The 20,809-nt window shown below is 62.7% G+C and carries 16 protein-coding genes and 3 tRNA genes; 12 read left to right on the forward strand and 7 right to left on the reverse strand.

Features of this window, described 5'->3' with window-relative positions; genetic code table 11:
* Positions 1-48: 48 nt before the first annotated feature.
* Positions 49-1,083: a DUF2066 domain-containing protein gene (locus FBY03_RS08555; RefSeq protein ID WP_147171770.1), complete on the reverse strand. Its 1,035-nt coding sequence runs from the start codon at positions 1,081-1,083 to the stop codon at positions 49-51.
* Positions 1,084-1,443: 360 nt separating this feature from the next.
* On the opposite strand from FBY03_RS08555, the gene purM reads away from it, so the two are divergent.
* From purM to FBY03_RS08575, 4 genes are all read left to right on the forward strand, one after another.
* A complete protein-coding gene (gene purM, locus FBY03_RS08560) occupies positions 1,444-2,502 on the forward strand; it encodes a phosphoribosylformylglycinamidine cyclo-ligase (protein WP_147171771.1) in 1,059 nt (352 codons plus the stop codon).
* On the forward strand, positions 2,502-3,152 hold the full coding sequence (gene purN, locus FBY03_RS08565) for a phosphoribosylglycinamide formyltransferase (protein WP_147171772.1): 651 nt from the start codon (positions 2,502-2,504) through the stop codon (positions 3,150-3,152). Before purM ends, purN begins: the two co-directional genes overlap by 1 nt.
* A gap of 152 nt (positions 3,153-3,304) precedes the next feature.
* A complete protein-coding gene (locus FBY03_RS08570) occupies positions 3,305-4,021 on the forward strand; it encodes a DUF3108 domain-containing protein (protein WP_147171773.1) in 717 nt (238 codons plus the stop codon).
* Between the two features lie 186 nt (positions 4,022-4,207).
* Positions 4,208-4,483 (forward strand): Rho-binding antiterminator, encoded by a 276-nt coding sequence (locus FBY03_RS08575; protein WP_147171774.1) that lies wholly within the window; start codon positions 4,208-4,210, stop codon positions 4,481-4,483.
* Between the two features lie 56 nt (positions 4,484-4,539).
* Here FBY03_RS08575 and FBY03_RS08580 read toward each other — a convergent pair whose 3' ends face one another.
* The 5 genes from FBY03_RS08580 to cysM all read right to left on the reverse strand — a co-directional run bounded on the left by FBY03_RS08580 (position 4,540) and on the right by cysM (position 10,979).
* The gene (locus FBY03_RS08580; protein WP_147171775.1) at positions 4,540-5,079 is read right to left on the reverse strand and encodes a DUF2058 domain-containing protein; all 540 of its coding nucleotides are present in this window, start codon (positions 5,077-5,079) and stop codon (positions 4,540-4,542) included.
* 187 nt (positions 5,080-5,266) lie between these two features.
* On the reverse strand, positions 5,267-6,085 hold the full coding sequence (gene mazG, locus FBY03_RS08585; RefSeq protein ID WP_147171776.1) for a nucleoside triphosphate pyrophosphohydrolase: 819 nt from the start codon (positions 6,083-6,085) through the stop codon (positions 5,267-5,269).
* A 194-nt stretch (positions 6,086-6,279) separates the two neighbouring features.
* Positions 6,280-8,523: a GTP diphosphokinase gene (gene relA / locus FBY03_RS08590; RefSeq protein ID WP_147171777.1), complete on the reverse strand. Its 2,244-nt coding sequence runs from the start codon at positions 8,521-8,523 to the stop codon at positions 6,280-6,282.
* A gap of 198 nt (positions 8,524-8,721) precedes the next feature.
* Entirely contained in the window at positions 8,722-10,074 is a 1,353-nt protein-coding gene (gene rlmD / locus FBY03_RS08595) for a 23S rRNA (uracil(1939)-C(5))-methyltransferase RlmD (protein WP_147171778.1), read from the reverse strand.
* Complete coding sequence (cysM, locus tag FBY03_RS08600) at positions 10,074-10,979, reverse strand: cysteine synthase CysM (protein ID WP_147171779.1); 906 nt, start codon at positions 10,977-10,979, stop codon at positions 10,074-10,076. The genes rlmD and cysM overlap by 1 nt, the downstream gene beginning before the upstream one ends.
* 189 nt (positions 10,980-11,168) lie before the next feature.
* Between cysM and FBY03_RS08605 the strand changes: the two genes are divergently transcribed.
* From FBY03_RS08605 to FBY03_RS08615, 3 genes are all read left to right on the forward strand, one after another.
* Complete coding sequence (locus tag FBY03_RS08605; RefSeq protein WP_147171780.1) at positions 11,169-13,922, forward strand: response regulator; 2,754 nt, start codon at positions 11,169-11,171, stop codon at positions 13,920-13,922.
* A 167-nt stretch (positions 13,923-14,089) separates the two neighbouring features.
* Positions 14,090-14,527, forward strand: coding sequence for a hypothetical protein (locus tag FBY03_RS08610; protein ID WP_147171781.1), 438 nt, complete (start codon positions 14,090-14,092; stop codon positions 14,525-14,527).
* Positions 14,524-14,928, forward strand: coding sequence for an META domain-containing protein (locus FBY03_RS08615; RefSeq protein WP_147171782.1), 405 nt, complete (start codon positions 14,524-14,526; stop codon positions 14,926-14,928). Before FBY03_RS08610 ends, FBY03_RS08615 begins: the two co-directional genes overlap by 4 nt.
* Positions 14,929-15,080: 152 nt before the next feature.
* Here FBY03_RS08615 and dinB read toward each other — a convergent pair whose 3' ends face one another.
* Positions 15,081-16,136: a DNA polymerase IV gene (dinB, locus tag FBY03_RS08620; protein WP_147171783.1), complete on the reverse strand. Its 1,056-nt coding sequence runs from the start codon at positions 16,134-16,136 to the stop codon at positions 15,081-15,083.
* A gap of 136 nt (positions 16,137-16,272) precedes the next feature.
* On the opposite strand from dinB, the gene FBY03_RS08625 reads away from it, so the two are divergent.
* The 5 genes from FBY03_RS08625 (at position 16,273) to FBY03_RS08645 (ending at position 20,791) form a co-directional block, all read left to right on the forward strand.
* Positions 16,273-16,349 (forward strand) — tRNA-Met (locus FBY03_RS08625).
* Between the two features lie 122 nt (positions 16,350-16,471).
* Positions 16,472-16,548: transfer RNA gene (locus tag FBY03_RS08630), tRNA-Met, on the forward strand.
* Positions 16,549-16,670: 122 nt separating this feature from the next.
* Positions 16,671-16,747: transfer RNA gene (locus FBY03_RS08635), tRNA-Met, on the forward strand.
* Between the two features lie 128 nt (positions 16,748-16,875).
* Entirely contained in the window at positions 16,876-19,512 is a 2,637-nt protein-coding gene (gene mprF / locus FBY03_RS08640) for a bifunctional lysylphosphatidylglycerol flippase/synthetase MprF (protein ID WP_147171784.1), read from the forward strand.
* A gap of 7 nt (positions 19,513-19,519) precedes the next feature.
* Complete coding sequence (locus FBY03_RS08645; protein ID WP_147171785.1) at positions 19,520-20,791, forward strand: virulence factor family protein; 1,272 nt, start codon at positions 19,520-19,522, stop codon at positions 20,789-20,791.
* Positions 20,792-20,809 lie beyond the last annotated feature (18 nt).

Consider the following 20,809-nt stretch of genomic DNA (forward strand, 5'->3'; position numbering starts at 1 on the left):
GTGCAGCGGTTTGTCGCGCGGCGCTCATCGCCCACAGTGCGCGGCAGTCTACCAGCGAAACCGCAGCACATCGCCGCGCGGCAGCACTTGCGGCGCCTGCCCCTCAGCGGGCGGTTGGTTGGCATCAATCGGCTCGGCCTCGGCCGGCACTTCCTGCAGCTTCGCCAAAGCCAGTTGCGCGCGCAGCTGTTCGGCACTGGCGTTGACCCGATAAATCAGGCGATCGCCTTGCACGCTGACTAACTGCGCAGCAAAGGGCTCGAGGATTCGCTGCAACTCGGCATAACGGGTTAGGTCGGCACCCTCTATTTGAACGGTCAGGTGGGAGGTGGAACCCGGCGCGATGACGAAACGCGGCGCCAGCCGCTCATTCAGCGCCAGCATCACGGCATCGGCCAACGCGGCCTGGTCGGCGCCTTCGGCCTTGCCTTGCTCGCGCGCATCGCCCAACCACAAACGCCACTTGGCTTGCCATTGGCCGTTCTCTTCGCGGGCTTGTACGACCAGCAAGGCATCGGCGGCGTAACGCTCGGACGCCGCGCGCAACTCTGTCGGCTCGCTGGCCGCCAATTTCTCCGGCGTTGCGACCAGCTGCTCGTCCAGATCGGCCAGCGGCAAACGCAGCGGCAACCCCCAGTGCTGCGCCGCCTCAGTCAGGGGCACGGCGCTGCTCTGGCCATCGCCGATCAAGCTCGCGCCATCGCCCGTTTCATTCAACCACCAGGCAAGGATCGCCGGGCGATTGGTCCCCCACAACGACAACCCAGCCTGACGCAGGCTGCGATCGGTACTGACGGGATCGAAGTCGACCAGCAGGCTGTCACCTTTATAGTCGTACTGGCTGACAATCTGCTGTGGGTCTTTGCGCAACTCCGCCAACCCTGGGTTTTGCGCTGCCTCGCGCCGCCCGGTCAAGCGCAGAACCAGGGTATCCAGGGCGCGGCCAAGGGCCGCATCACGTTCTTCCGGCTGCTGGCTGGCAACCGGCTCGCGCACCTGATACAGGTCACTGACAGTCGCCGCCAGACTCGGCAAGCTGAGCAACGGCAAACACAGGACAAGCAAGCGAGCAATCAGGCGCATGGAATAAGCTCTCGACAGGCGGAAGACCGCGCATAGGGCGCAGTAGAAGCCTATACCTTAAACAGCCGCCTGCGCCCCGGCAACCACAGTGCGGGCGGGTGGCCGCTGCACGGCAAGCCTGATAAAATCGCGCGCCTTCGCAGACCGGTCACCAGGGAGCCTGTCAGGCTTAGGACTGTCCTACTGTGAAAGACTGGATATTGGCGGCTTTTACCACTCCAACTCGTTAAATAGGGCGACTATTCGCCTCGTTTGATTGATCAAAGCCCCTCAATCCCAGCCTTTCTCGCTACGGACGCCAAACCCGACAGACTCCCAGCACCGGCGCCCATCCGACTTCCCCCTTAAAGGCCTGGATCTATGAGCAAGCAACCCTCCATCAGCTACAAGGACGCAGGTGTAGATATCGACGCGGGTGAAGCCCTGGTCGAACGCATCAAAGGCGTGGCCAAGCGCACCGCCCGTCCGGAAGTCATGGGCGGCCTGGGCGGCTTCGGTGCCCTTTGCGAGATCCCGGCCGGTTACAAGCAGCCGGTATTGGTCTCCGGCACCGACGGTGTCGGCACCAAGCTGCGCCTGGCGCTTAACCTGAACAAACACGACAGCATCGGCATCGACCTGGTGGCCATGTGCGTCAACGACCTGGTGGTGTGCGGCGCCGAACCGCTGTTCTTCCTCGATTACTACGCCACCGGCAAGCTCAATGTCGACGTCGCTGCCCAGGTCGTCACCGGCATCGGTGACGGCTGTGAACTGGCCGGCTGCTCCCTGGTCGGCGGCGAGACCGCCGAGATGCCGGGCATGTACGAAGGCGAAGACTATGACCTGGCCGGCTTCTGCGTCGGTGTAGTCGAGAAAGCCGAGATCATCGATGGCTCCAAGGTGGCAACTGGCGACGCACTGATCGCCCTGCCGTCTTCCGGCCCGCACTCCAACGGCTACTCGCTGATCCGCAAGATCATCGAAGTCAGCGGTGCCGACATCGAAACCATTCAACTCGACGGCAAGCCGCTGACCGAGCTGCTGATGGCGCCCACGCGCATCTACGTCAAGCCGCTGCTCAAGCTGATCAAGGACACCGGCGCGGTCAAAGCCATGGCCCACATCACCGGTGGCGGCCTGCTCGACAACATCCCGCGGGTACTGCCGCAAGGCGCCCAAGCCGTGGTTGATGTGGCCAGCTGGACCCGCCCGGCGGTATTCGACTGGCTGCAAGCGCAGGGCAACGTCAGCGAGACCGAGATGCACCGCGTGCTCAACTGTGGCGTCGGCATGGTTATCTGCGTCGCCCAGGATCAGGTCGAGGCAGCTCTCAAGACCCTGCAAGACGCCGGCGAGCAGCCGTGGGTCATTGGCCAGATCGCCAGTGCAGCAGAAGGCGCCGAACAGGTCGTGCTGAACAACCTGAAAAGCCACTGATGCCAAACCCCTGCAATGTGGTGGTGCTGATCTCGGGCTCTGGCAGCAATCTGCAGGCGCTACTCGACAGCATCCCGGCCGGCGATAACCCGGCCCGCGTGTGCGCGGTGGTCTCCAACCGCGCCGATGCTTATGGGCTGGAAAGGGCCAAAGCGGCCGGCATCGCCACGCGGGTGCTCGACCATAAGGCCTTCGACGGTCGCGAGGCCTTCGACGCGGCGCTGATCGAGACCCTCGACGCCTTCGAGCCGCAACTGGTGGTGCTGGCCGGCTTTATGCGCATCCTCACCCCAGGATTCGTGCGCCACTACGCTGGGCGTCTGCTGAACATCCACCCCTCGCTGCTACCTAAGTACAAGGGCCTGCACACCCATCAACGGGCACTGGAGGCCGGCGACAGCGAGCATGGCTGTAGCGTGCACTTCGTCACCGAGGAACTCGATGGCGGCCCTCTGGTCGTACAGGCAGTCATCCAGGTACAGTCACACGACTCGCCAACCAGTCTGGCGCAGCGGGTGCACGAACAGGAACACCAGATTTACCCACTGGCCGTGCGCTGGTTTGCCGAAGGGCGTTTACGCCTGGACGAACAAGGCGCCGTGTTGGATGGCCAACCGTTGCCGAGTACCGGCCACTTGATCCGAACGTAGAAGGTGTTTCCAAATTCAACGAGCGAAGGTCAGGCAAGGCAAAAATGGCTGAGGAAGCGGAGTTTACGTATTGTAAATGAGCACTCCGAAGCCATTTTTAACGCCGCATCACCGAGTGCAGCCAATTTGATAACAGCTTCTTAGGAGACATCATGCGTCGCGCCTTATTGTTCGCCCTCGCCCTACTCAGCCTGCCGGCCCTGGCCGCGGAGCCGACACCGTTTTCCGCCAGCTACACCGCCGACTGGAAGCAGGTGCCCATCAGCGGCACCGCCGAACGCAGTTTGCAGCGCCAGGAAAACGGGCGCTGGCAACTCAGTTTCGAAGCTTCGATGTTGGTCGCCAGCCTCACCGAAACCAGCACCCTGCGCGTCGAAAATGGCGCACTGATGCCGCTGACCTACCGCTTCGAACGCGGCGGGCTGGGCAAAAGCAAAGTGGTCGAGTACGACTTCGACTGGAACGAAAAGCAAGTGATCGGTAGCGACCGCGGCAACCCGGTGCGCTTCCCGCTCAATCGCAATCTGCAGGACAAATCGACTTACCAGCTGGTGTTGCAACAGGATGTCGCCGCCGGCAAGAAGAGCATGAGCTACCAGGTCCTCGACGGCGACGAAATAGAGACCTACGACTTCCGCGTGCTCGGCGAAGAGACCGTACGCACCAAGGCCGGTCTGATTGACGCAATCAAGGTCGAACGCGTGCGCGACCCGACGCAAAGCAAGCGCAAGACCATCCTCTGGTTCGCCAAGGACTGGAGCTACCTGCTAGTTCGCTTGCACCAGGTGGAAAAGGACGGCAAGGAATACCAGATCATGCTGAAAGACGGCACGGTCGATGGCAAGCCGGTCGAAGGTCGTCGCGACTGAGCCAAGCGAACGAAGCGAAGCCGGGCGATGCCCGGCTTTTTTATGCAACAAAAAGTAGTCTGGAGGAAATCCGGGGCAACGGCTGTCGCACAGCAAGCACCCGGATTGCATCCGGGCTACGACGCTGTCGGCGGGTCAGCTCCCGGCTGTAAGCTACTGCCCTGGAGAGATACGCGAGGAGAGCCGATGGACATCCTTTATCAGCCGCTGGCTTGTGATCTGCACGACTACCTTGAGATCGCCTGCCTGTATCACTACCGACTGCACATCGAGTTGAACGATGGCGACAGCCTCGATGCCGAGGCACTCACCTCCGCAACCACGCCGAGCAAGGAAGAGTTCCTGATTGTGCTCAGCGCCCAAGGCCAGCAACGTCTACGCCTGGATCGCCTGCTCGCGATTACCCCACTGTCAGCCAATGCGCGCTTCGCCCGGGTGTTGCTAAGCCCGGGCGCTTGCTGAGCTGCACACAAACAGAAGCCGGGCAGTACCCGGCTTCTGCATGAACATAGTGCGACTCACCACATCAGGTCATCCGGCACCTGGTAGGCGGCATAGGGGTCGTCAGCATCCGGCGCCTCGGTCGGCGTATTGAGCAAGATCACCCGCTGCGGATCGCGCTCCTGGATCTTCAGCGCCGCCTCACGCGGAATCACTTCATAGCCACCGCCATGCCGGACGATCGCCAGCGAGCCGCGGCTGAGCTTGTCACGCATCAGGCTGTTCACCGACAGGCGCTTGACCTTCTTGTCGTCGACGAAGTTGTAGTAATCCTCGGTGGTCAGCTTGGGCAGCCGGGAGACCTCGATCAACTGCTTGATCTGCGCGGCGCGGGCCTTCTGCTCGGCCTTCTCCTTCTGCTGACGGTTCAACTCCTGGTCGCGGGCAGCCTTCTCGGCCATGGCCTGACGCGCGGCGAGCTGCTGCGACTGGTCTTTCTCGACCTGGCCTTTGTGCTCCAGGCGCTCCTGCTTTTGCTTCTGCTTGCTAGCCTGTTTGGCCTGCTTTTCGTTGACTAGCCCGGCTTTGAGCAGTTGGTCGCGTAGTGATATAGCCATAACTTACCTATTCAAAACAAAATTCAATGACCGCAACCGCCAACTACCGCGTGATTGAGGCCATTTCTAATTATCCAACGACATCGCCTGCCGGCCATGACTCGAGCCTGCGCTCCGAGGGCCGTGAGAGGCGGGACATGCCTCGTTCAACAGTCCCTACATCCCCGCTAGCGTAACAACCCGGAGACTACTGCCGCTCCAGTTTTTTGGCTTCCCCCCACAGCGCATCCAATTCGTCCAGCTCGCACTCCTCGATCGGTCGCCCCGCCTCGCGCAGCGCCTGTTCGATAAAGCGAAAACGACGTTCGAACTTGCTATTGGCAGCGCGCAAGGCCGACTCCGGATCGACCTTCAGGTGCCGGGCGAGGTTGGTCACCACAAACAACAGGTCACCGATCTCCTCGGCCACGGCCTGCGGATCGTTCTCGCTCATGGCCTCGAGCACTTCGTCGAGTTCTTCGCGCACCTTGTCCACCACCGGCAAGGCCGCCGGCCAGTCGAACCCCACCTGGGCGGTGCGCTTCTGTAATTTGACGGCACGCGTCAGCGCCGGCAAGGCGTTGGGCACATCGTCGAGCAGCGACAACTGCTGCGGCTCAGCGACTTTCTCCGCCCGCTCCTCGGCCTTCAGTTCTTCCCAGCGCTGCTTGACCGCCGCCTCTGCCAGTTTGGCGGTATCAGGCGTGCCATACAGGTCACCATCAGGGAACACATGGGGGTGACGCCGCAGCAATTTGCGGGTGATGCCGTCGACCACCTGGGCGAACTGGAAATGCCCGTCCTCCTGGGCCAACTGGCTGTAATACACCACCTGGAACAGCAAATCGCCCAACTCGCCCGGCAGGTGATCGAAGTCGCCACGCTCGATGGCGTCGGCCACCTCATAAGCCTCTTCGATGGTGTAAGGCACGATGCTCGCGTAGGACTGTTTCAGGTCCCAGGGGCAGCCATGCTGCGGGTCTCGCAGGCGCGCCATCAGGTGCAGCAGGTCGTCGAGTTGGTACATGGAAAATTCCGGTTTCAGTTCTCAGCAAAAAACTTCGCGGCCAAGGCCGCTCCCACAACAGCACGTTCACACAAGCGCTGAGCGACGCGAGCGACGGCCAGACAAGCCGAAGGGGAAGTTAAAAAGCGCAGTTGGCTTTTGCCAATGAGCATTTTTCACTTTCCCTTCAACGTCGTATGGTCGAGCGCAGCAGCTCAGGTCGCCCGGTGACGGCGGGCCTCAATGATATTGGGCAACTGCGAGATGCGCCCGAGCAAACGGCTCAGCGCGTCCAACCCGGGAATCTCCACGGTCAGCGCCATCGACGCGGTGTTGTCCTCCTTGTTCGAGATGGTATTGACCGCCAGCACGTTGAGTTTTTCGTTGAGCAGCAACTGGGTCACGTCGCGCAACAAACCGGAGCGGTCATAGGCGCGAATGATGATGTCCACCGGGTAGGTCTGTACCGGCACCGGCCCCCAGCTGACCTGAATGATCCGCTCCGGCTCACGCCCAGTCAGTTGCAGCACGGCGGCGCAGTCCTGACGATGGATACTCACTCCGCGACCGAGGGTGATGTAGCCGACGATCGGGTCGCCCGGCAATGGCTGGCAACACCCGGCCATCTGCGTCAGCAGGTTACCGACCCCCTGGATCTGGATATCGCCGGGCTTACCCGACTTGAACCCCAGCGCCTTGCGTGGAATCAGCTCGAGCTGTTCGCTGCTGCGCTCCGGCTCGACCAGCTGCTGCGCCAGGTTGACCAGGTGTGCCAGACGCAGGTCTCCGGCGCCCAACGAGGCGAACAGGTCTTCGGCGGTTTTCAGATTGGCCTTCTCGGCCAGTTTCTCGAAGTCCACGGGAGGCAGCGCCATACGCCCCAACTCGCGTTCGAGCATGGCCTTGCCGGCGGCGACGTTCTGGTCACGGTCCTGCAGTTTGAACCAGTGGACGATCTTCGCCCGCGCGCGCGACGTGGTGACATAACCGAGATTGGCGTTCAGCCAATCGCGGCTCGGCGTACCGTGCTTACTGGTAATGATTTCAACCTGCTCACCGGTTTGCAGGCTATAGCTGAGCGGCACGATGCGTCCGTTGATCTTGGCGCCCCGGCAGTTGTGGCCGATCTCGGTGTGCACCCGGTAGGCGAAATCCAACGGCGTCGCGCCTTTCGGCAGGTCGATGGCGTGACCGTCGGGGGTAAATACGTAGACCCGGTCCGGTTCGATATCCACCCGCAGCTGTTCGGCCAGACCCCCGATATCGCCGAGCTCTTCATGCCATTCGAGGACCTGCCGCAGCCAGGAAATCTTCTCCTCGTAATGATTGGAGCCGGCCTTGACGTCGGTGCCCTTGTAGCGCCAATGCGCACAGACGCCCAGCTCGGCTTCTTCATGCATGGCATGGGTGCGGATCTGCACTTCCAGCACCTTGCCCCCCGGACCGAGCACCGCGGTATGCAGTGAGCGGTAGCCGTTTTCCTTGGGGTTGGCGATGTAGTCATCGAACTCCTTGGGAATGTGCCGCCACAGGGTGTGGACGATACCCAGGGCGGTGTAGCAGTCGCGCATCTCCGGCACCAGCACACGCACCGCCCGCACATCGTAGATCTCGCTGAATTGCAGGCCCTTGCGCTGCATCTTGCGCCAGATCGAATAGATGTGTTTGGCCCGCCCGGTGATGTCCGCCTCGATGCCGGTAGCTTGCAGTTCCTGGCGCAAATGACTCATCACGTCGTTGATGTACTGCTCGCGATCCAGGCGCCGCTCATGCAACAACTTGGCGATCTGCTTGTACTGCTCCGGTTCCAGGTAACGGAAGGACAGGTCCTCCAGCTCCCACTTGATATGGCCGATACCCAGCCGGTGAGCCAACGGCGCGTAGATGTCCGCCACTTCGCGCGCGACCCGGTGGCGCTTCTCCTCATCGGCCTCCTTCACCGCGCGAATCGCGCAGGTGCGCTCGGCCAGTTTGATCAGCGCGACGCGCACATCATCGACCATGGCCACCAGCATCTTGCGCAGGTTCTCCACCTGGGCCTGGGAACCCAGCACCAGGGAATCGCGCGGATTGAGACTGGCGCTGATCGCCGCCATGCGCAGCACGCCGTCAATCAACTTGGCCACCACCGGGCCGAAGCGTTGGTTCACCGCCGCCAGAGTGACCTTGCCTTCGCGCACGCCCCGGTAGATGACTGCGGCAACCAGCGATTCCTGGTCGAGTTTGAGGTCGGCGAGGATTTCCGCAATTTCCAGACCGGCGCGAAAACTGGAAGCGCCTTCGGTCCACAAATTCTGCGCGGCATTGGCTTGCTGTTCGGCCTCGCGGGCGAAGTCGCAGGCGTCTCGCAGCGCCTCGTGATCCAGCGCCGGATCGACACTCACAACATGCGCCAACCAAGCGTCAAGATTGATGCTGCCATCAACGTTGATTGGCTGATGTGCTCTCACCTGAACCATCTTGTCTACCTTCCCTACGGCGCACGCCACGTACGCCGAATAGTCGCCGGCGTTCTTCGCGCCGGTCGGTTTAACCACTTAAGGTGCAATCCTTATGCACCCCTGCTGACCGTAGATGAGGGTCAATCGGCGCAAAGCCAAGTGGCCTTGCTCGCCGTTCATCTCAATCTGCGGCCTTTCAATCTATTGCCTTTCAACCTACTGCCTTTCAAACAGCGCCATCGCCTCGACATGCGCCGTCTGCGGAAACATATCGAGCATACCGGCGCGCTTCAGCCGATAACCTTGCTGCACCAGTTCGGCGCTGTCGCGGGCCAGGGTCGCCGGGTTGCACGACACATAGAGCAGTCGCTCAGCCGCCAGGCTGCCGATCTGCTTGACCACTTGCAGTGCGCCATCGCGCGGCGGGTCGAGCAGCACGGCGGCAAAGCCCCCCTGCGCCCACGGTGCATCGCTCAGCGCAGCGGACAGGTCGGCCTGAAAAAAGTGCGCGTTACCCAGGCCATTGCTCGCGGCATTCTGCTCGGCTCGCTCGACCATCGCCTGCACCCCTTCCACCGCAATCACCTCGCGTACCTGGCGCGCCAGCGGCAGGGCGAAATTGCCCAGGCCACAGAACAAATCCAGTACCCGTTCATGCGCCTGCGGTGCTAACCAGTCTAGCGCCTGTGCCACCATCGCCTGGTTCACCGGCGCATTGACCTGAACGAAATCACCCGGCCGATAGGCCAGCTGCAAGTCCCAGGCGTCCAACCGGTACCCCAAGGCCTGCGCCGGCTCGAACGGCTGCGGCTCACCGACGCCATGCAACCATAACTGCGCACCCTGGGCGACGCAGAAGGCCTGCAAACGGGCCAGATCCACCTCGCTCAGGGCCGAAGTATGGCGCACTAAGACGCTGCTGGCGGTGCCATTGAACAACTCCACATGGCCAATGGCCTGCGGCTTGTCCAAGCCCTTCAGCACTGCCGGCAAGGCATGCAGAATCGGCTGCAAGGGCTGTACCAGAACCGGGCAATCGTCGATGGCGACAATGTCCTGACTGGCTGCGGCGCGAAAGCCGACATCCAGGCGCTTGGCTTTGACATCCCAACGCACGGCGATGCGCGCGCGACGACGGTAGGCGAACTCAGGTCCGACCAGCGGCGCAGCCCACTCCTGCGGTTGCAGGTTGGCCAGGCGACTGAACTGCTCACTGAGCTGGCGCTGCTTCAGGGCGAGCTGGTCGCTATAGGTCAGGTGCTGCACGCTACAGCCGCCACAGCTGCGCGCATGGGCGCAGGGCTCACTGCGACGCTCGGGACTGGCGCTGATGATGCGTTCGGCGCGCGCTTCGACCACCTTGCTGCGCGCCGCCAGCACGCGGGCCTCGACCTGTTCGCCCGGCATAGCGCCGCTGACGAACCAGGTGCGCCCTTGACTAAAGGCAATGCCACGGCCGTCGTTAGCCAGCCGCTCGATCGCGAGCTTCTGCTTCTTGCCCACGGGCACTTGCGGTGTCTGCACGCCGCCACTGGGCTGAAAGCGCAGACCGCTGGTTTTCTTAGCCATCAGGTATCCGGCGTGTCGTACACGCCAGTGGACAGGTAACGGTCGCCGCGGTCGCAGATGATCGCCACCATCACGGCATTTTCCACCTCTTGCGACAAGCGCAGCATGGCCGCCACCGAACCACCGGAGGACACCCCGCAGAAGATGCCTTCCTCGCGGGCCAGGCGACGCATCACGTCCTCGGCTTCGCGCTGGGCCATGTCGATGATCCGGTCGACCCGCTCGGCCTGGTAGATCTTCGGCAAGTATTCCTGCGGCCAGCGGCGGATACCGGGAATCGACGCGCCTTCCATCGGCTGCAGACCGACGATCTGCACCGCAGGGCTCTGCTCCTTGAGGTAGCGCGACACGCCCATGATGGTACCCGTGGTGCCCATGGAGCTGATGAAGTGGGTGATCTGCCCTTGGGTCTGACGCCAGATTTCCGGACCGGTGCCGCCGTAATGCGCCTCGGGATTGTCACCGTTGGCGAACTGATCGAGCACCTTGCCACGACCACCACGCTGCAGGCTCTCGGCCAGATCACGGGCGCCCTCCATGCCGTCCTCGCGCGACACCAGCACCAGCTCGGCGCCGTAGGCGGTCATCGCCGCCTTGCGCTCGGCGCTCATGTTGTCCGGCATGATCAGGATCAGTTCGTAGCCCTTGATCGCCGCCGCCATCGCCAGGGCGATGCCGGTGTTGCCGGAGGTGGCTTCGATCAGGGTATCGCCGGGGCGGATCTCACCGCGCAGCTCGGCGCGGGTGATCATCGACAGGGCCGGGCGGTCTTTTACCGAACCCGCCGGATTGTTGCCTTCCAGCTTCACCAGCAAGGTATTGGAGGTCGTACCGGGCAGGCGCTGCAAACGCACCAGCGGGGTGTTGCCGACGCAGTCGGCGATGGTGGGATAGTGCAGGGTCATGGCGTCGATCGAGTCCGGACGGCAGGAGGGGTGCCTATGATAACGGCAAACCGTCGGCGGCCATAACTCGACACAGTCACTGCTTATTGCAGCCGGTGATAAGGGTGGTGCTCAGCCTCTTGTTCCCCTCAAGCCAGACGCTACACTGCCGACCTGAGCCCATCGAATAAGTGACGCAGGAGCAAGCGAGTGTTCAAGGATCTAGGCATCAAAGGCCGCGTGCTGATGCTCACTCTACTGCCGACCAGCTTGTTGGCACTGGTGCTCGGTGGCTATTTCACCTGGGCACAACTGTCGGACCTGCAGGCCCAACTGCTGCAACGCGGACAGATGATCAGCGAGCAACTGGCGCCCCTGACCGCACCGGCACTGCTGCGCGGCGACAGCCGCTTGCTGCAGCGCATCGCCACCCAGGCCCTGGAACAACCGGATGTACGCGCCGTCAGCTTCCTCAGTGCCGAACGCACCCGCTTGGCGCACGCCGGACCGAGCATGCACAGTCAGGTAACCAGCGACACTGACACCCCTCCTGCGCCACGCAGCAACCAGGACGTCACGCACTTTCTCCTGCCCGTGCTGGAAAGCCACCTGAGCCTCACCGATGAACCGCGAGAAGATGACAGTACACGGCTGCTGGGCTGGGTCGAGCTGGAACTGTCGCACCACAACACCCTGCTCAGCGGTTATCGCAGCCTGCTCACCAGCCTGCTGCTGATTGCCACCGGGCTGATCGTCACCGCCCTGCTCGCCCTGCGCATGAGCCGCAGCATCAATGAGCCGCTACGACGCATCAAGCACAGCGTTGCCAAGCTCAAGGACGGCCACCTGGAAACCCGCCTGCCGCCCCTTGGCAGCCACGAACTGGATGAGCTCGCCTCGGGCATCAACCGCATGGCCGAGGTCTTGCAAAACGCCCAGGAAGAATTGCAGCACAGCATCGATCAAGCCACCGAAGACGTTCAGCAGAACCTCGAAACCATCGAGATCCAGAACATCGAACTGGACTTCGCGCGCAAGGAAGCCCTGGAGGCCAGTCGGATCAAATCCGAGTTCCTCGCCAACATGAGCCATGAGATTCGCACGCCGCTCAACGGCATCCTCGGCTTCACCAACCTGCTGCAGAAAAGCCAATTGACCCCCCGCCAACAGGACTACTTGAGCACCATCGAAAAGTCCGCCGGCAGCCTGTTGTCGATCATCAATGAGATCCTCGACTTCTCCAAGATCGAGGCCGGCAAGCTGGTGCTGGAAAGTATCCCGTTCAACCTGCGCGACCTGCTGCAAGACACCCTGACCATTCTCGCCCCGGCCGCCCACGAGAAGCAGCTGGAGCTGCTCTGCATGGTCTATCGCGACACCCCACTGGCGCTGGTGGGCGACTCGCTACGACTCAAGCAAGTGCTGACCAACCTGGTGAGCAATGCGATCAAGTTCACCCGCGCAGGCAGCATCGTCATGCGTGCCATGCTCGAAGACGAAAGCGCCGACCGCGTGCAACTGCGCATCAGCGTGCAGGACACCGGCATCGGCTTGTCCGAAGAGGATCTGCGCGCCCTGTTTCAGGCCTTCAGCCAGGCCGACAATTCGCTGTCGCGCCAGGCTGGCGGCACCGGCCTGGGCCTGGTGATCTCCAAACGCCTGATCGAGCAGATGGGCGGCGAAATCGGCGTGCACAGTACCCCCGGGCAAGGCTCCGAGTTCTGGATAACCCTGAGCCTGCCGAAAGCCCGGGACGATGCCGAAGACTTGCCACGCCCGCCACTGCTCGGCCGCTATGCAGCCATTCTGGAAAGTCATGAACTGTCACGCCAGGCCCTGCAGCATCAGCTGGAAGACTGCGGTTTGCAGGTCAGCGCCTTTGCCGATCTCGGGCAACTGATTGCAGCGGTCGCCGCCGCGCGCCAGGGCGCCCAGCCGATCCAGCTGGCCGTCCTGGGCATCACCGCCCAAGTGCTGCCCCCGGAGCGCCTCGGTGAGCGGCTCAGCGAGCTCGAGCAGCATGGCTGCAAGGCCGTGGCGCTGTGCCCGACCACCGAACAGGCGCTTTACCACCAGGCCCTGCCCGACGCGCACAGCCAACTGCAAGCCAAGCCCGCCTGCACTCGCCGGCTGCAGCACGTGTTAGCCGAGCTGATCAGCCCACGCCAGGCTCACCCGCAAACCAGCGTCCCGGCTCCCAGCCGGGCACCGCGGGTGCTCTGTGTCGACGACAACCCGGCCAACCTGTTGCTGGTGCAAACCCTGCTGGATGACATGGGCGCCTGGGTCAGCACCGCCGACAACGGCTATCAGGCCCTGGAGCAAGCCAAGCAGGAAACCTTCGACCTGATCTTCATGGATGTGCAGATGCCAGGCATGGATGGCCGCCAGACCACCGAAGCGATTCGTCAGTGGGAGACGCAGCAGGGCCGGCCCCCTGTGCCTATTGTCGCCCTCACCGCCCATGCGCTGGCCAACGAGAAGCGCGCCCTGCTGCAAAGCGGTCTCGACGACTACCTGAGCAAGCCCATCGGAGAGCGGCAACTGGCCCAGGTGGTACTCAAATGGACCGGTTTGGCCCTGCGCTACCAGGGCCCGGAGCGACGCCACCTGCACCCGGCTGCGAGTCAGGAGTTGAGCGTGCTGGACGCCGCCGAGGGGCTGCGCCTGGCCGCCGGCAAAGCCGATCTGGCCGCAGACATGCTGAGCATGCTGTTGGCAGGGCTCCCGGCCGACCGCCAGGCCATCCGCCAGGCCCGCGAGACCGGCGAACTCAAGGCATTGCTCGAACGCGTCCACCGCCTGCATGGCGCCACCCGCTATTGCGGCGTGCCGCATCTGCGCGCGGCCTGCCAGCGCAGCGAAACCCTGCTGAAGCAGAATGATCCCGCCGCGCACAGCGCACTGGACGAGCTGGATGAAGCCATCGAGCGGCTGACTAACGAAGCCCAGATCGACGCTTAGACATAGGCATCGGCATCGGCATCGGCATCGGCACTTTAATGGTTGCCCGCGAACGGCAATTAAAGTGCCCTGTCGCCGCACCCTAGCCTAAGCCACTCAGCGGGCAACACCTGCACTCCACCCCAGGCACTGCCTGGGCTAGAATGGCGGCCTTGCCCGGAGGACCCATGGCCGAACACGACTTTCGCTACAACCTGCTCAACCCCGAGCACACCCTGATTGAATGCCGCGCCCTGGCACCGGGGCGCTACCAGGTCACCGGCAACGGTGGCTCGATCCACAGCGGCGACAGCCTGCTGGTCAGCCTCAAAGGCAGCCGTGACCTGCACATGCGCCTGGAAGTGGAAAAGGTTCGCCACCTGATCAATCCACCCGGCCAATGGCTGGCGGTGACCAAGGGCCCGCTGTTCAAGGAACTGGCCATCCATAGCTGGCAGGTCAAGTGCGATGCATGCGACAAGCTGCTGGACTTCGAGTTCGCCGTCGACGCGACCCTCGGCAAGCCCGCCCAGACCCAGGCTGCCACTGCGCGGATTAACGAGCTGGGCTGGAACAGCGAAAAAAATAAGCACCTGTGCCCCAGTTGTAAAAAGGCAGCGCCATGATGCGCGCCACCACCCTCGGCCTACTCGGCGCCAGCCTGCTGGGTTGCGCCAGCACCCCGGTGCAACTGGAAACCGAGCGTACTTATCAAGTGGAGTGGATCGGCGAGCGTCCGCTGATCGACCGCAGCCACCTGAGCCTGACCCTCGGTGACGACGGCCGCGCTTATGGCAACGCGGGCTGCAACCACTGGTTCGCCAGCTACACCCTGGCCGGCGAGCAACTGAGCTTCGGCGCCGTTGGCAGCACCCGCAAACTCTGCGCGCCGGCACTGATGGAGCAGGAAGCCCGGTTCCTCGCCAGCCTGACCAAGGTGCAACGCTGGGACGTTTCGCCGATCGAACAACTGCGCCTGTGGCCCGCCGCCGGTAAACCGCTGCGCCTCTGGCCGCAGGAAGGTTGAGCGGCGAGCAGGTCCTTGAGCCGCTGAGTACGGAGCAACCTGGATTGCCGCGCGATCCCCAGTGCAATACTGGTAGTCGCAGGGCAATGCTGGATTACGCCGCACCAGATCCGGCTGTTTGACTGAACGACCGTACACGCGTCTCACCCAGCCTACGGCGCAAATAGCTCCAGCTGTTCCTGTCGGCCGCGCAGGTCGTACAGGCGGACACCGACACCCAGCAGGCGCACCGGCTTGTTGCCACGAGCAAATGCCGCACTGAGCAGCAACCCATAGCTGTTCAGGTCGCGGCGTGCGCCAGCCTGCTCCAGGGTGGTTTGGCTGAAGTCGTGGAATTTTATTTTGACGAAGGGCTTATCCGGTCGGTAACTCTCATCCAGCCGCGCCATCCGCCCATCGAGCTCTGCCAATAACTGCGGTAACTGCGCCAAACAGCTCGGCAGATCCGGCAGGTCATGCTCATAGGTATTTTCCACGCTGACCGACTGGCGGCGACTGTTGGTCTGCACCGGGCGCTCATCGATGCCACGGGCCAGCCCCCACAGACGCTCGCCAAAACTGCCGAACTCGCGCACCAGGGCGAGCCGCTCCCATTCGCGTAGATCATCACAGCTGCGAATCCCCAAACGGCCCAGTTTGTCTGCCGTCACCTTGCCCACCCCGTGCAGCTTGCTGACCGGCAACGCGGCGACGAATGCTTCGATCTGATCCGGGGTGATCACGAACAAGCCGTTGGGTTTTTTCCAATCGCTGGCGATCTTGGCGAGAAACTTGTTCGGCGCCACCCCCGCCGACACGGTGATATGCAGCTCCCGCGATACCCGGCGGCGGATCTCCTGGGCGATGCGTGTGGCACTGCCGGCAAAATGCGGGCTATCCGTCACATCCAGGTAGGCTTCGTCCAGTGACAATGGCTCGATGACGTCGGTGTAATCACGGAAGATCGCCTGAATCTCCCGCGAGACGGCCTTATAGGCATCCATGCGTGGTTTGACGATCAGCAAGTCCGGGCACAGCTTCAATGCATGCCCGGAGGCCATCGCCGAACGCACCCCATAGGCACGGGCCTCATAGTTGCAGGTGGCGATCACCCCACGGCGATCCGCTGCACCGCCCACGGCCAAGGGCTTACTGGCCAGGCTCGGGTCGTCCCGCATCTCGATGGCGGCGTAAAAGCAGTCGCAGTCAACGTGAATAATCTTGCGCACGATAGTCCGGAAAGCCCCGCTGGGCACGCCTCGAAGGAATAAAGTCTAACACCCGTGCAGCGCTAAGCACCTGAACAAACAACAGTTTTTCAAAGTTAAAACTTGACGAAATGAAATACGACGCTAGAATAGGCGCCGCGGGATGGAGCAGTCTGGTAGCTCGTCGGGCTCATAACCCGAAGGTCGTAGGTTCAAATCCTGCTCCCGCAACCAAATATCAAGAAGGCCACTCAAACGAGTGGCCTTTTTCGTTTCTGCCTCCCGAATCCATTTAAGTAATTGATTAAAAAGCAATAATCGATTGACAACAACGCGCTCCTGTATAGAATGGTCGGCGCGGGATGGAGCAGTCTGGTAGCTCGTCGGGCTCATAACCCGAAGGTCGTAGGTTCAAATCCTGCTCCCGCAACCAAATATCAAGAAGGCCACTCAGACGAGTGGCCTTTTTCGTTTCTGCCTTGCGACTCCATTTAAGTAATTGATTAAAAAGCAGTAATCGATTGACAACAACGCGCTCCTGTATAGAATAGCCGGCGCGGGATGGAGCAGTCTGGTAGCTCGTCGGGCTCATAACCCGAAGGTCGTAGGTTCAAATCCTGCTCCCGCAACCAAATATCAAGAAGGCCACTCAAACGAGTGGCCTTTTTCGTTTATAACTGTTGCAACGTTTACTTCCTGCGAAGTTCTGGAACCTACCCACGCTTCCAGACCCTGAGCCGCACTGCCCTTGAGGTGTTCGATGCGCGCCAGTCCAGTAGAGTCCGCAGCCTCCTCCCCCGCAACCTCTAGCCCCAGACACCGGGTTTGGCAGCATCGTCTCAGCCATTTTCGCCAGCCCCTCGGCCTGGCCCTGGCCATACTGCTATTCGGCGCGGCCCTGGTTGCCTGCCGCCACCTGCTGGATGCGCTTGATCCGGACACCTTGCGCAACGCACTGCTCGCAGTCCCTCTGGCAAAGCTGCTCGGAGCCCTAGCGCTGACCGCCTGCAGTTTTATTGCCCTGCTCGGCTACGAATGGTCGGCCAGCCGCTATGCCGAGGTGCAATTGCCCAAGTCCACTCTGGCGTTTGGCGGCTTCTGCGCCTTCGCCATCGGCAATACCGTGGGTCTGTCGATACTTTCCGGGGGGGCCGTGCGTTACCGTCTATACGCCAGGCACAGCCTCGGCGCGGGTGAAGTCGCGCGCATGAGCCTGTTCGCCACCCTCGCCCTCGGTTGCTCGCTGCCGATACTGGCCGCACTGGCCTGCCTCAGCGATCTGCCAGCCGCCACCACTGCGCTACGCCTGCCGGCACCCTTGCTGGCCGGCATCGCATCGGCGATTCTGCTACTCGGCGCATTCTTGATGTTCAGCCTGCAGCGCGCTCGCCTGACCGCACAACCTCATACTCACAGCCTGCTGGTGCAGATTAGAAGTCGCGTCCTGCGCCTGCCGGGCGCGCGCCTGCTCCTGCTGCAACTGCTGATCACCGCACTGGACGTCGCTGCCGCGGGCGGCGTGCTCTACCTGCTACTGCCGGAGGCGCCGCCCTTTGGTGCTTTTCTGCTGATCTATCTGTTGGCCTTGGCTGCCGGCGTACTCAGCCATGTGCCCGGAGGCATCGGGGTGTTCGAGGCTGTCCTGCTGGCCGCGTTCGCCGATCAATTGGGAGCCGCACCGCTGGCGGCGGCCTTGCTGCTATACCGCCTGATCTACGTCCTCCTGCCGCTGTTGCTGGCCTGCCTGCTGATATTGCTGAGCGAGGCCCGCCGCGTGCTGCCAGCCCCCCAGAGCATGCGATTGGCTTCCGGCATGGCGGCGCCCATCTTGGCGCTCTTGGTATTTATGGCCGGCACGGTGCTGCTGTTCTCAGGCGTCACTCCGGCCATTGACAGTCGCCTGGAAGACCTCGGCTTTATGCTTCCGGATCGCCTGATCGATGCCTCCCACCTGGGCGCCAGCCTGATCGGCATGCTCTGCCTATTGCTCGCTCAGGGCCTGCGCCGCCGCCTTTCAGCCGCCTGGATGCTCACCCTGACATTGCTGCTGACAGGGGCGCTGCTCTCCCTGCTCAAGGGCTTCGACTGGGAGGAAGCCAGTCTATTGACCCTGACCGCTATTCTGCTGGCCCTATTCCGCCCTGCGTTCTACCGTCCCAGCCGCCTGCTGGAGCTGCAATTTTCGCCGCGCATCCTGGCTGCCAGCACTTGCGTCCTCGGCGCGTCGATATGGCTGCTGTTGTTCGCCTATCAGGATGTTCCCTACAGCCATGAGCTGTGGTGGCAGTTCGCCCTCGACGGCAACGCTCCTCGCGCCCTGCGCGCAACACTGGCCAGCGGCGTGGTGCTGGTCATGGTGACGTTGAGCTGGCTGCTGCACACAGCGCCCCCGGCTATACAACTGCCGCAGCCGAACGAACTGGCCCAAGCCGCCGCCATCGTGCAGAGCTCCGAACAGCCCGACGGTGGTCTGGCGCTGACAGGCGACAAGGCCCTGCTGTTCCATTCGCATGGCAATGCGTTTCTGATGTATGCCCGCCGCGGCCGCAGCCTGGTGGCGCTCTTCGACCCAGTCGGCCCACCTCAGGAGCGCGCCGAGCTGATCTGGCAATTCCGCGACCTCTGTGACCTGCACCACGCCCGCCCGGTGTTCTATCAGGTGCGCGCGGAGAACCTGCCGTTCTATATGGATATAGGCCTGAGCGCCCTCAAACTCGGCGAAGAAGCGCGCGTCGAGCTGAAGCGTTTCGCGCTGGATGCCAAGGGCAAGGAGATGAAAGACCTGCGCTACACCTGGAGTCGCGGCCAGCGCGATGGCCTGGCGCTGGAGTTCCATCAGCCCGGCCAGGCCCCTCTGGAGGAACTGCGGGGTATCTCCGATGCCTGGTTATCCGGTAAGCATGTGCGCGAAAAAGGCTTCTCCCTGGGCCGTTTCGAGCCCAGCTACCTGGCGAACTTCCGCATCGCCGTGGTGCGCGTTCAGGGTATTGCCGTGGCTTTCGCCAACCTGTTGGAAACCCAAAGCCTTGAGCTGGCCAGCCTCGACCTGATGCGCGTCCATCCAGATGCCCCCAAGTTGACCATGGAGTTCCTCATGCTCGGCCTGCTACTACACTTCAAGGAGCGCGGCTTCGCCCGCTTCAGCCTGGGGATGGTGCCACTGGCCGGCCTGCAGCCACGCCAGGGTGCCCCCCTGACCCAGCGCCTCGGCGCCCTGGTGTTCCAGCGCGGCGAAACCTTCTACAACTTCCAGGGCCTGCGCCGCTTCAAGGACAAATTCCAGCCGGACTGGGAACCTCGTTACATGGCGGTGCCTGCCGGCCTCGACCCCCTGGTGGCACTGACCGATACCGCTGCGCTGATAGCCGGCAGCTTCACCGGCCTGGTCAAACGTTGAGGTCAGCATGGCTAAACGTAATTGGCGGCACATCCTGCTTCTCACCCTCCTGGTGGTGTTAGCGGCCATCCTCCTGCTGTGGAGCCGACCGGCACCGCAAGCTCGGCTCGAACGCGTGCAACTGGCCGATGGCAGCCCGCTGATCCTGGCCAATCCAGCCGGTACGGTAAACGCACGAGTACTGCTGGCACTGCCGCCTGGACAATGGCTACCGGCCGCCGAGCTGCTCGCACTCGCCCAGCACAGCAATGCCCGCCTGCTGCAAATCGCACTGCCGGACAACGATTGCGCCGCTCAGCAACGGCGCTTCAATGCCGCGAGCCGCTACCTCGAAGGGCAACCCACCCTGGTCGCCGGCATCGGTCCTGGGGCTGCATTCGCCTGGCGCTGGCTGGCCGGGCAAACCAGCGACCAGGCGCATGCCCTGTCCATCGACTTCAACCTGAAACACCCGGACTGCCCTGCGCCCCTGCCCACGCAAGCCGCTCACGGCCACTGGAGCATCGCCTGGAACGACAATCCGGACGATGCCAGTGCCCGCTTCGCCCGTGACCAGCAGCATGCCGATACACGCATCAGCGCCTACGACACCTCGCTCCCCCTGCTGCTGAAAGAGCAATTGCAACACCTGCTGCAAGGCCAGAGTGAATCGATGCCGCTGGTCGAAGTGCCCGCCAGCAAGCCCGCCGACACCCTCACCCTGTTTTATTCCGGCGACGGAGGCTGGCGCGATCTGGATCGCGATGTGGCGACCGAGCTGGCCAAGCGCGGCGTTCCCGTCGTCGGCATCGATGCCCTGCGCTATTTCTGGCAACACCGAAGCCCGGAACAAGGCGCCGTCGACCTCAGCCGACTGATGCACACCTACCGGGAAAAATGGGGCAGCAAACACTTCGTGCTGGCCGGCTATTCATTCGGCGCCGATGTGCTTCCGGCCTTCTACAACCGCCTGCCGCAGAGCGATCAGCAACAGGTCGACGCCATCCTCTTGCTAGGCCTGGCGCGCAGCGGCAGCTTCGAGATCGAGGTACAAGGCTGGCTCGGTAGGCAAGCGGCGGAAGCCGCCACCGCTCCGGAACTGCTCAGGCTGCCCGCCACTAAGGTGCTATGCGTTTACGGCAGCGAGGAGGCCGGCGCGAGCGGCTGCACCCAGCCCGGCGCACCCGGAGAAATACTCCGCCTGCCTGGCGGCCACCACTATGACGAAAACTATCCAGCGCTGGCGGACCGGTTGCTGCAAGGCATCCAGCAACGCCAAGACCAGCTCACCTTGAAGTGATCCAGGTTCAGATTCACT

Source organism: Pseudomonas sp. SJZ079 (assembly GCF_007993865.1).
In the GTDB taxonomy this organism is placed as follows: Bacteria; Pseudomonadota; Gammaproteobacteria; order Pseudomonadales; family Pseudomonadaceae; genus Aquipseudomonas.

Coding starts and splice junctions, on each gene's coding strand:
- FBY03_RS08555 (WP_147171770.1), bottom strand. CDS start 1,083: ATGCGCCTGATTGCTCGCTTGCTTGTCCTGTGTTTGCCGTTGCTCAGC.
- purM (WP_147171771.1), top strand. CDS start 1,444: ATGAGCAAGCAACCCTCCATCAGCTACAAGGACGCAGGTGTAGATATC.
- purN (WP_147171772.1), top strand. CDS start 2,502: ATGCCAAACCCCTGCAATGTGGTGGTGCTGATCTCGGGCTCTGGCAGC.
- FBY03_RS08570 (WP_147171773.1), top strand. CDS start 3,305: ATGCGTCGCGCCTTATTGTTCGCCCTCGCCCTACTCAGCCTGCCGGCC.
- FBY03_RS08575 (WP_147171774.1), top strand. CDS start 4,208: ATGGACATCCTTTATCAGCCGCTGGCTTGTGATCTGCACGACTACCTT.
- FBY03_RS08580 (WP_147171775.1), bottom strand. CDS start 5,079: ATGGCTATATCACTACGCGACCAACTGCTCAAAGCCGGGCTAGTCAAC.
- mazG (WP_147171776.1), bottom strand. CDS start 6,085: ATGTACCAACTCGACGACCTGCTGCACCTGATGGCGCGCCTGCGAGAC.
- relA (WP_147171777.1), bottom strand. CDS start 8,523: ATGGTTCAGGTGAGAGCACATCAGCCAATCAACGTTGATGGCAGCATC.
- rlmD (WP_147171778.1), bottom strand. CDS start 10,074: ATGGCTAAGAAAACCAGCGGTCTGCGCTTTCAGCCCAGTGGCGGCGTG.
- cysM (WP_147171779.1), bottom strand. CDS start 10,979: ATGACCCTGCACTATCCCACCATCGCCGACTGCGTCGGCAACACCCCG.
- FBY03_RS08610 (WP_147171781.1), top strand. CDS start 14,090: ATGGCCGAACACGACTTTCGCTACAACCTGCTCAACCCCGAGCACACC.
- FBY03_RS08615 (WP_147171782.1), top strand. CDS start 14,524: ATGATGCGCGCCACCACCCTCGGCCTACTCGGCGCCAGCCTGCTGGGT.
- mprF (WP_147171784.1), top strand. CDS start 16,876: ATGCGCGCCAGTCCAGTAGAGTCCGCAGCCTCCTCCCCCGCAACCTCT.
- FBY03_RS08645 (WP_147171785.1), top strand. CDS start 19,520: ATGGCTAAACGTAATTGGCGGCACATCCTGCTTCTCACCCTCCTGGTG.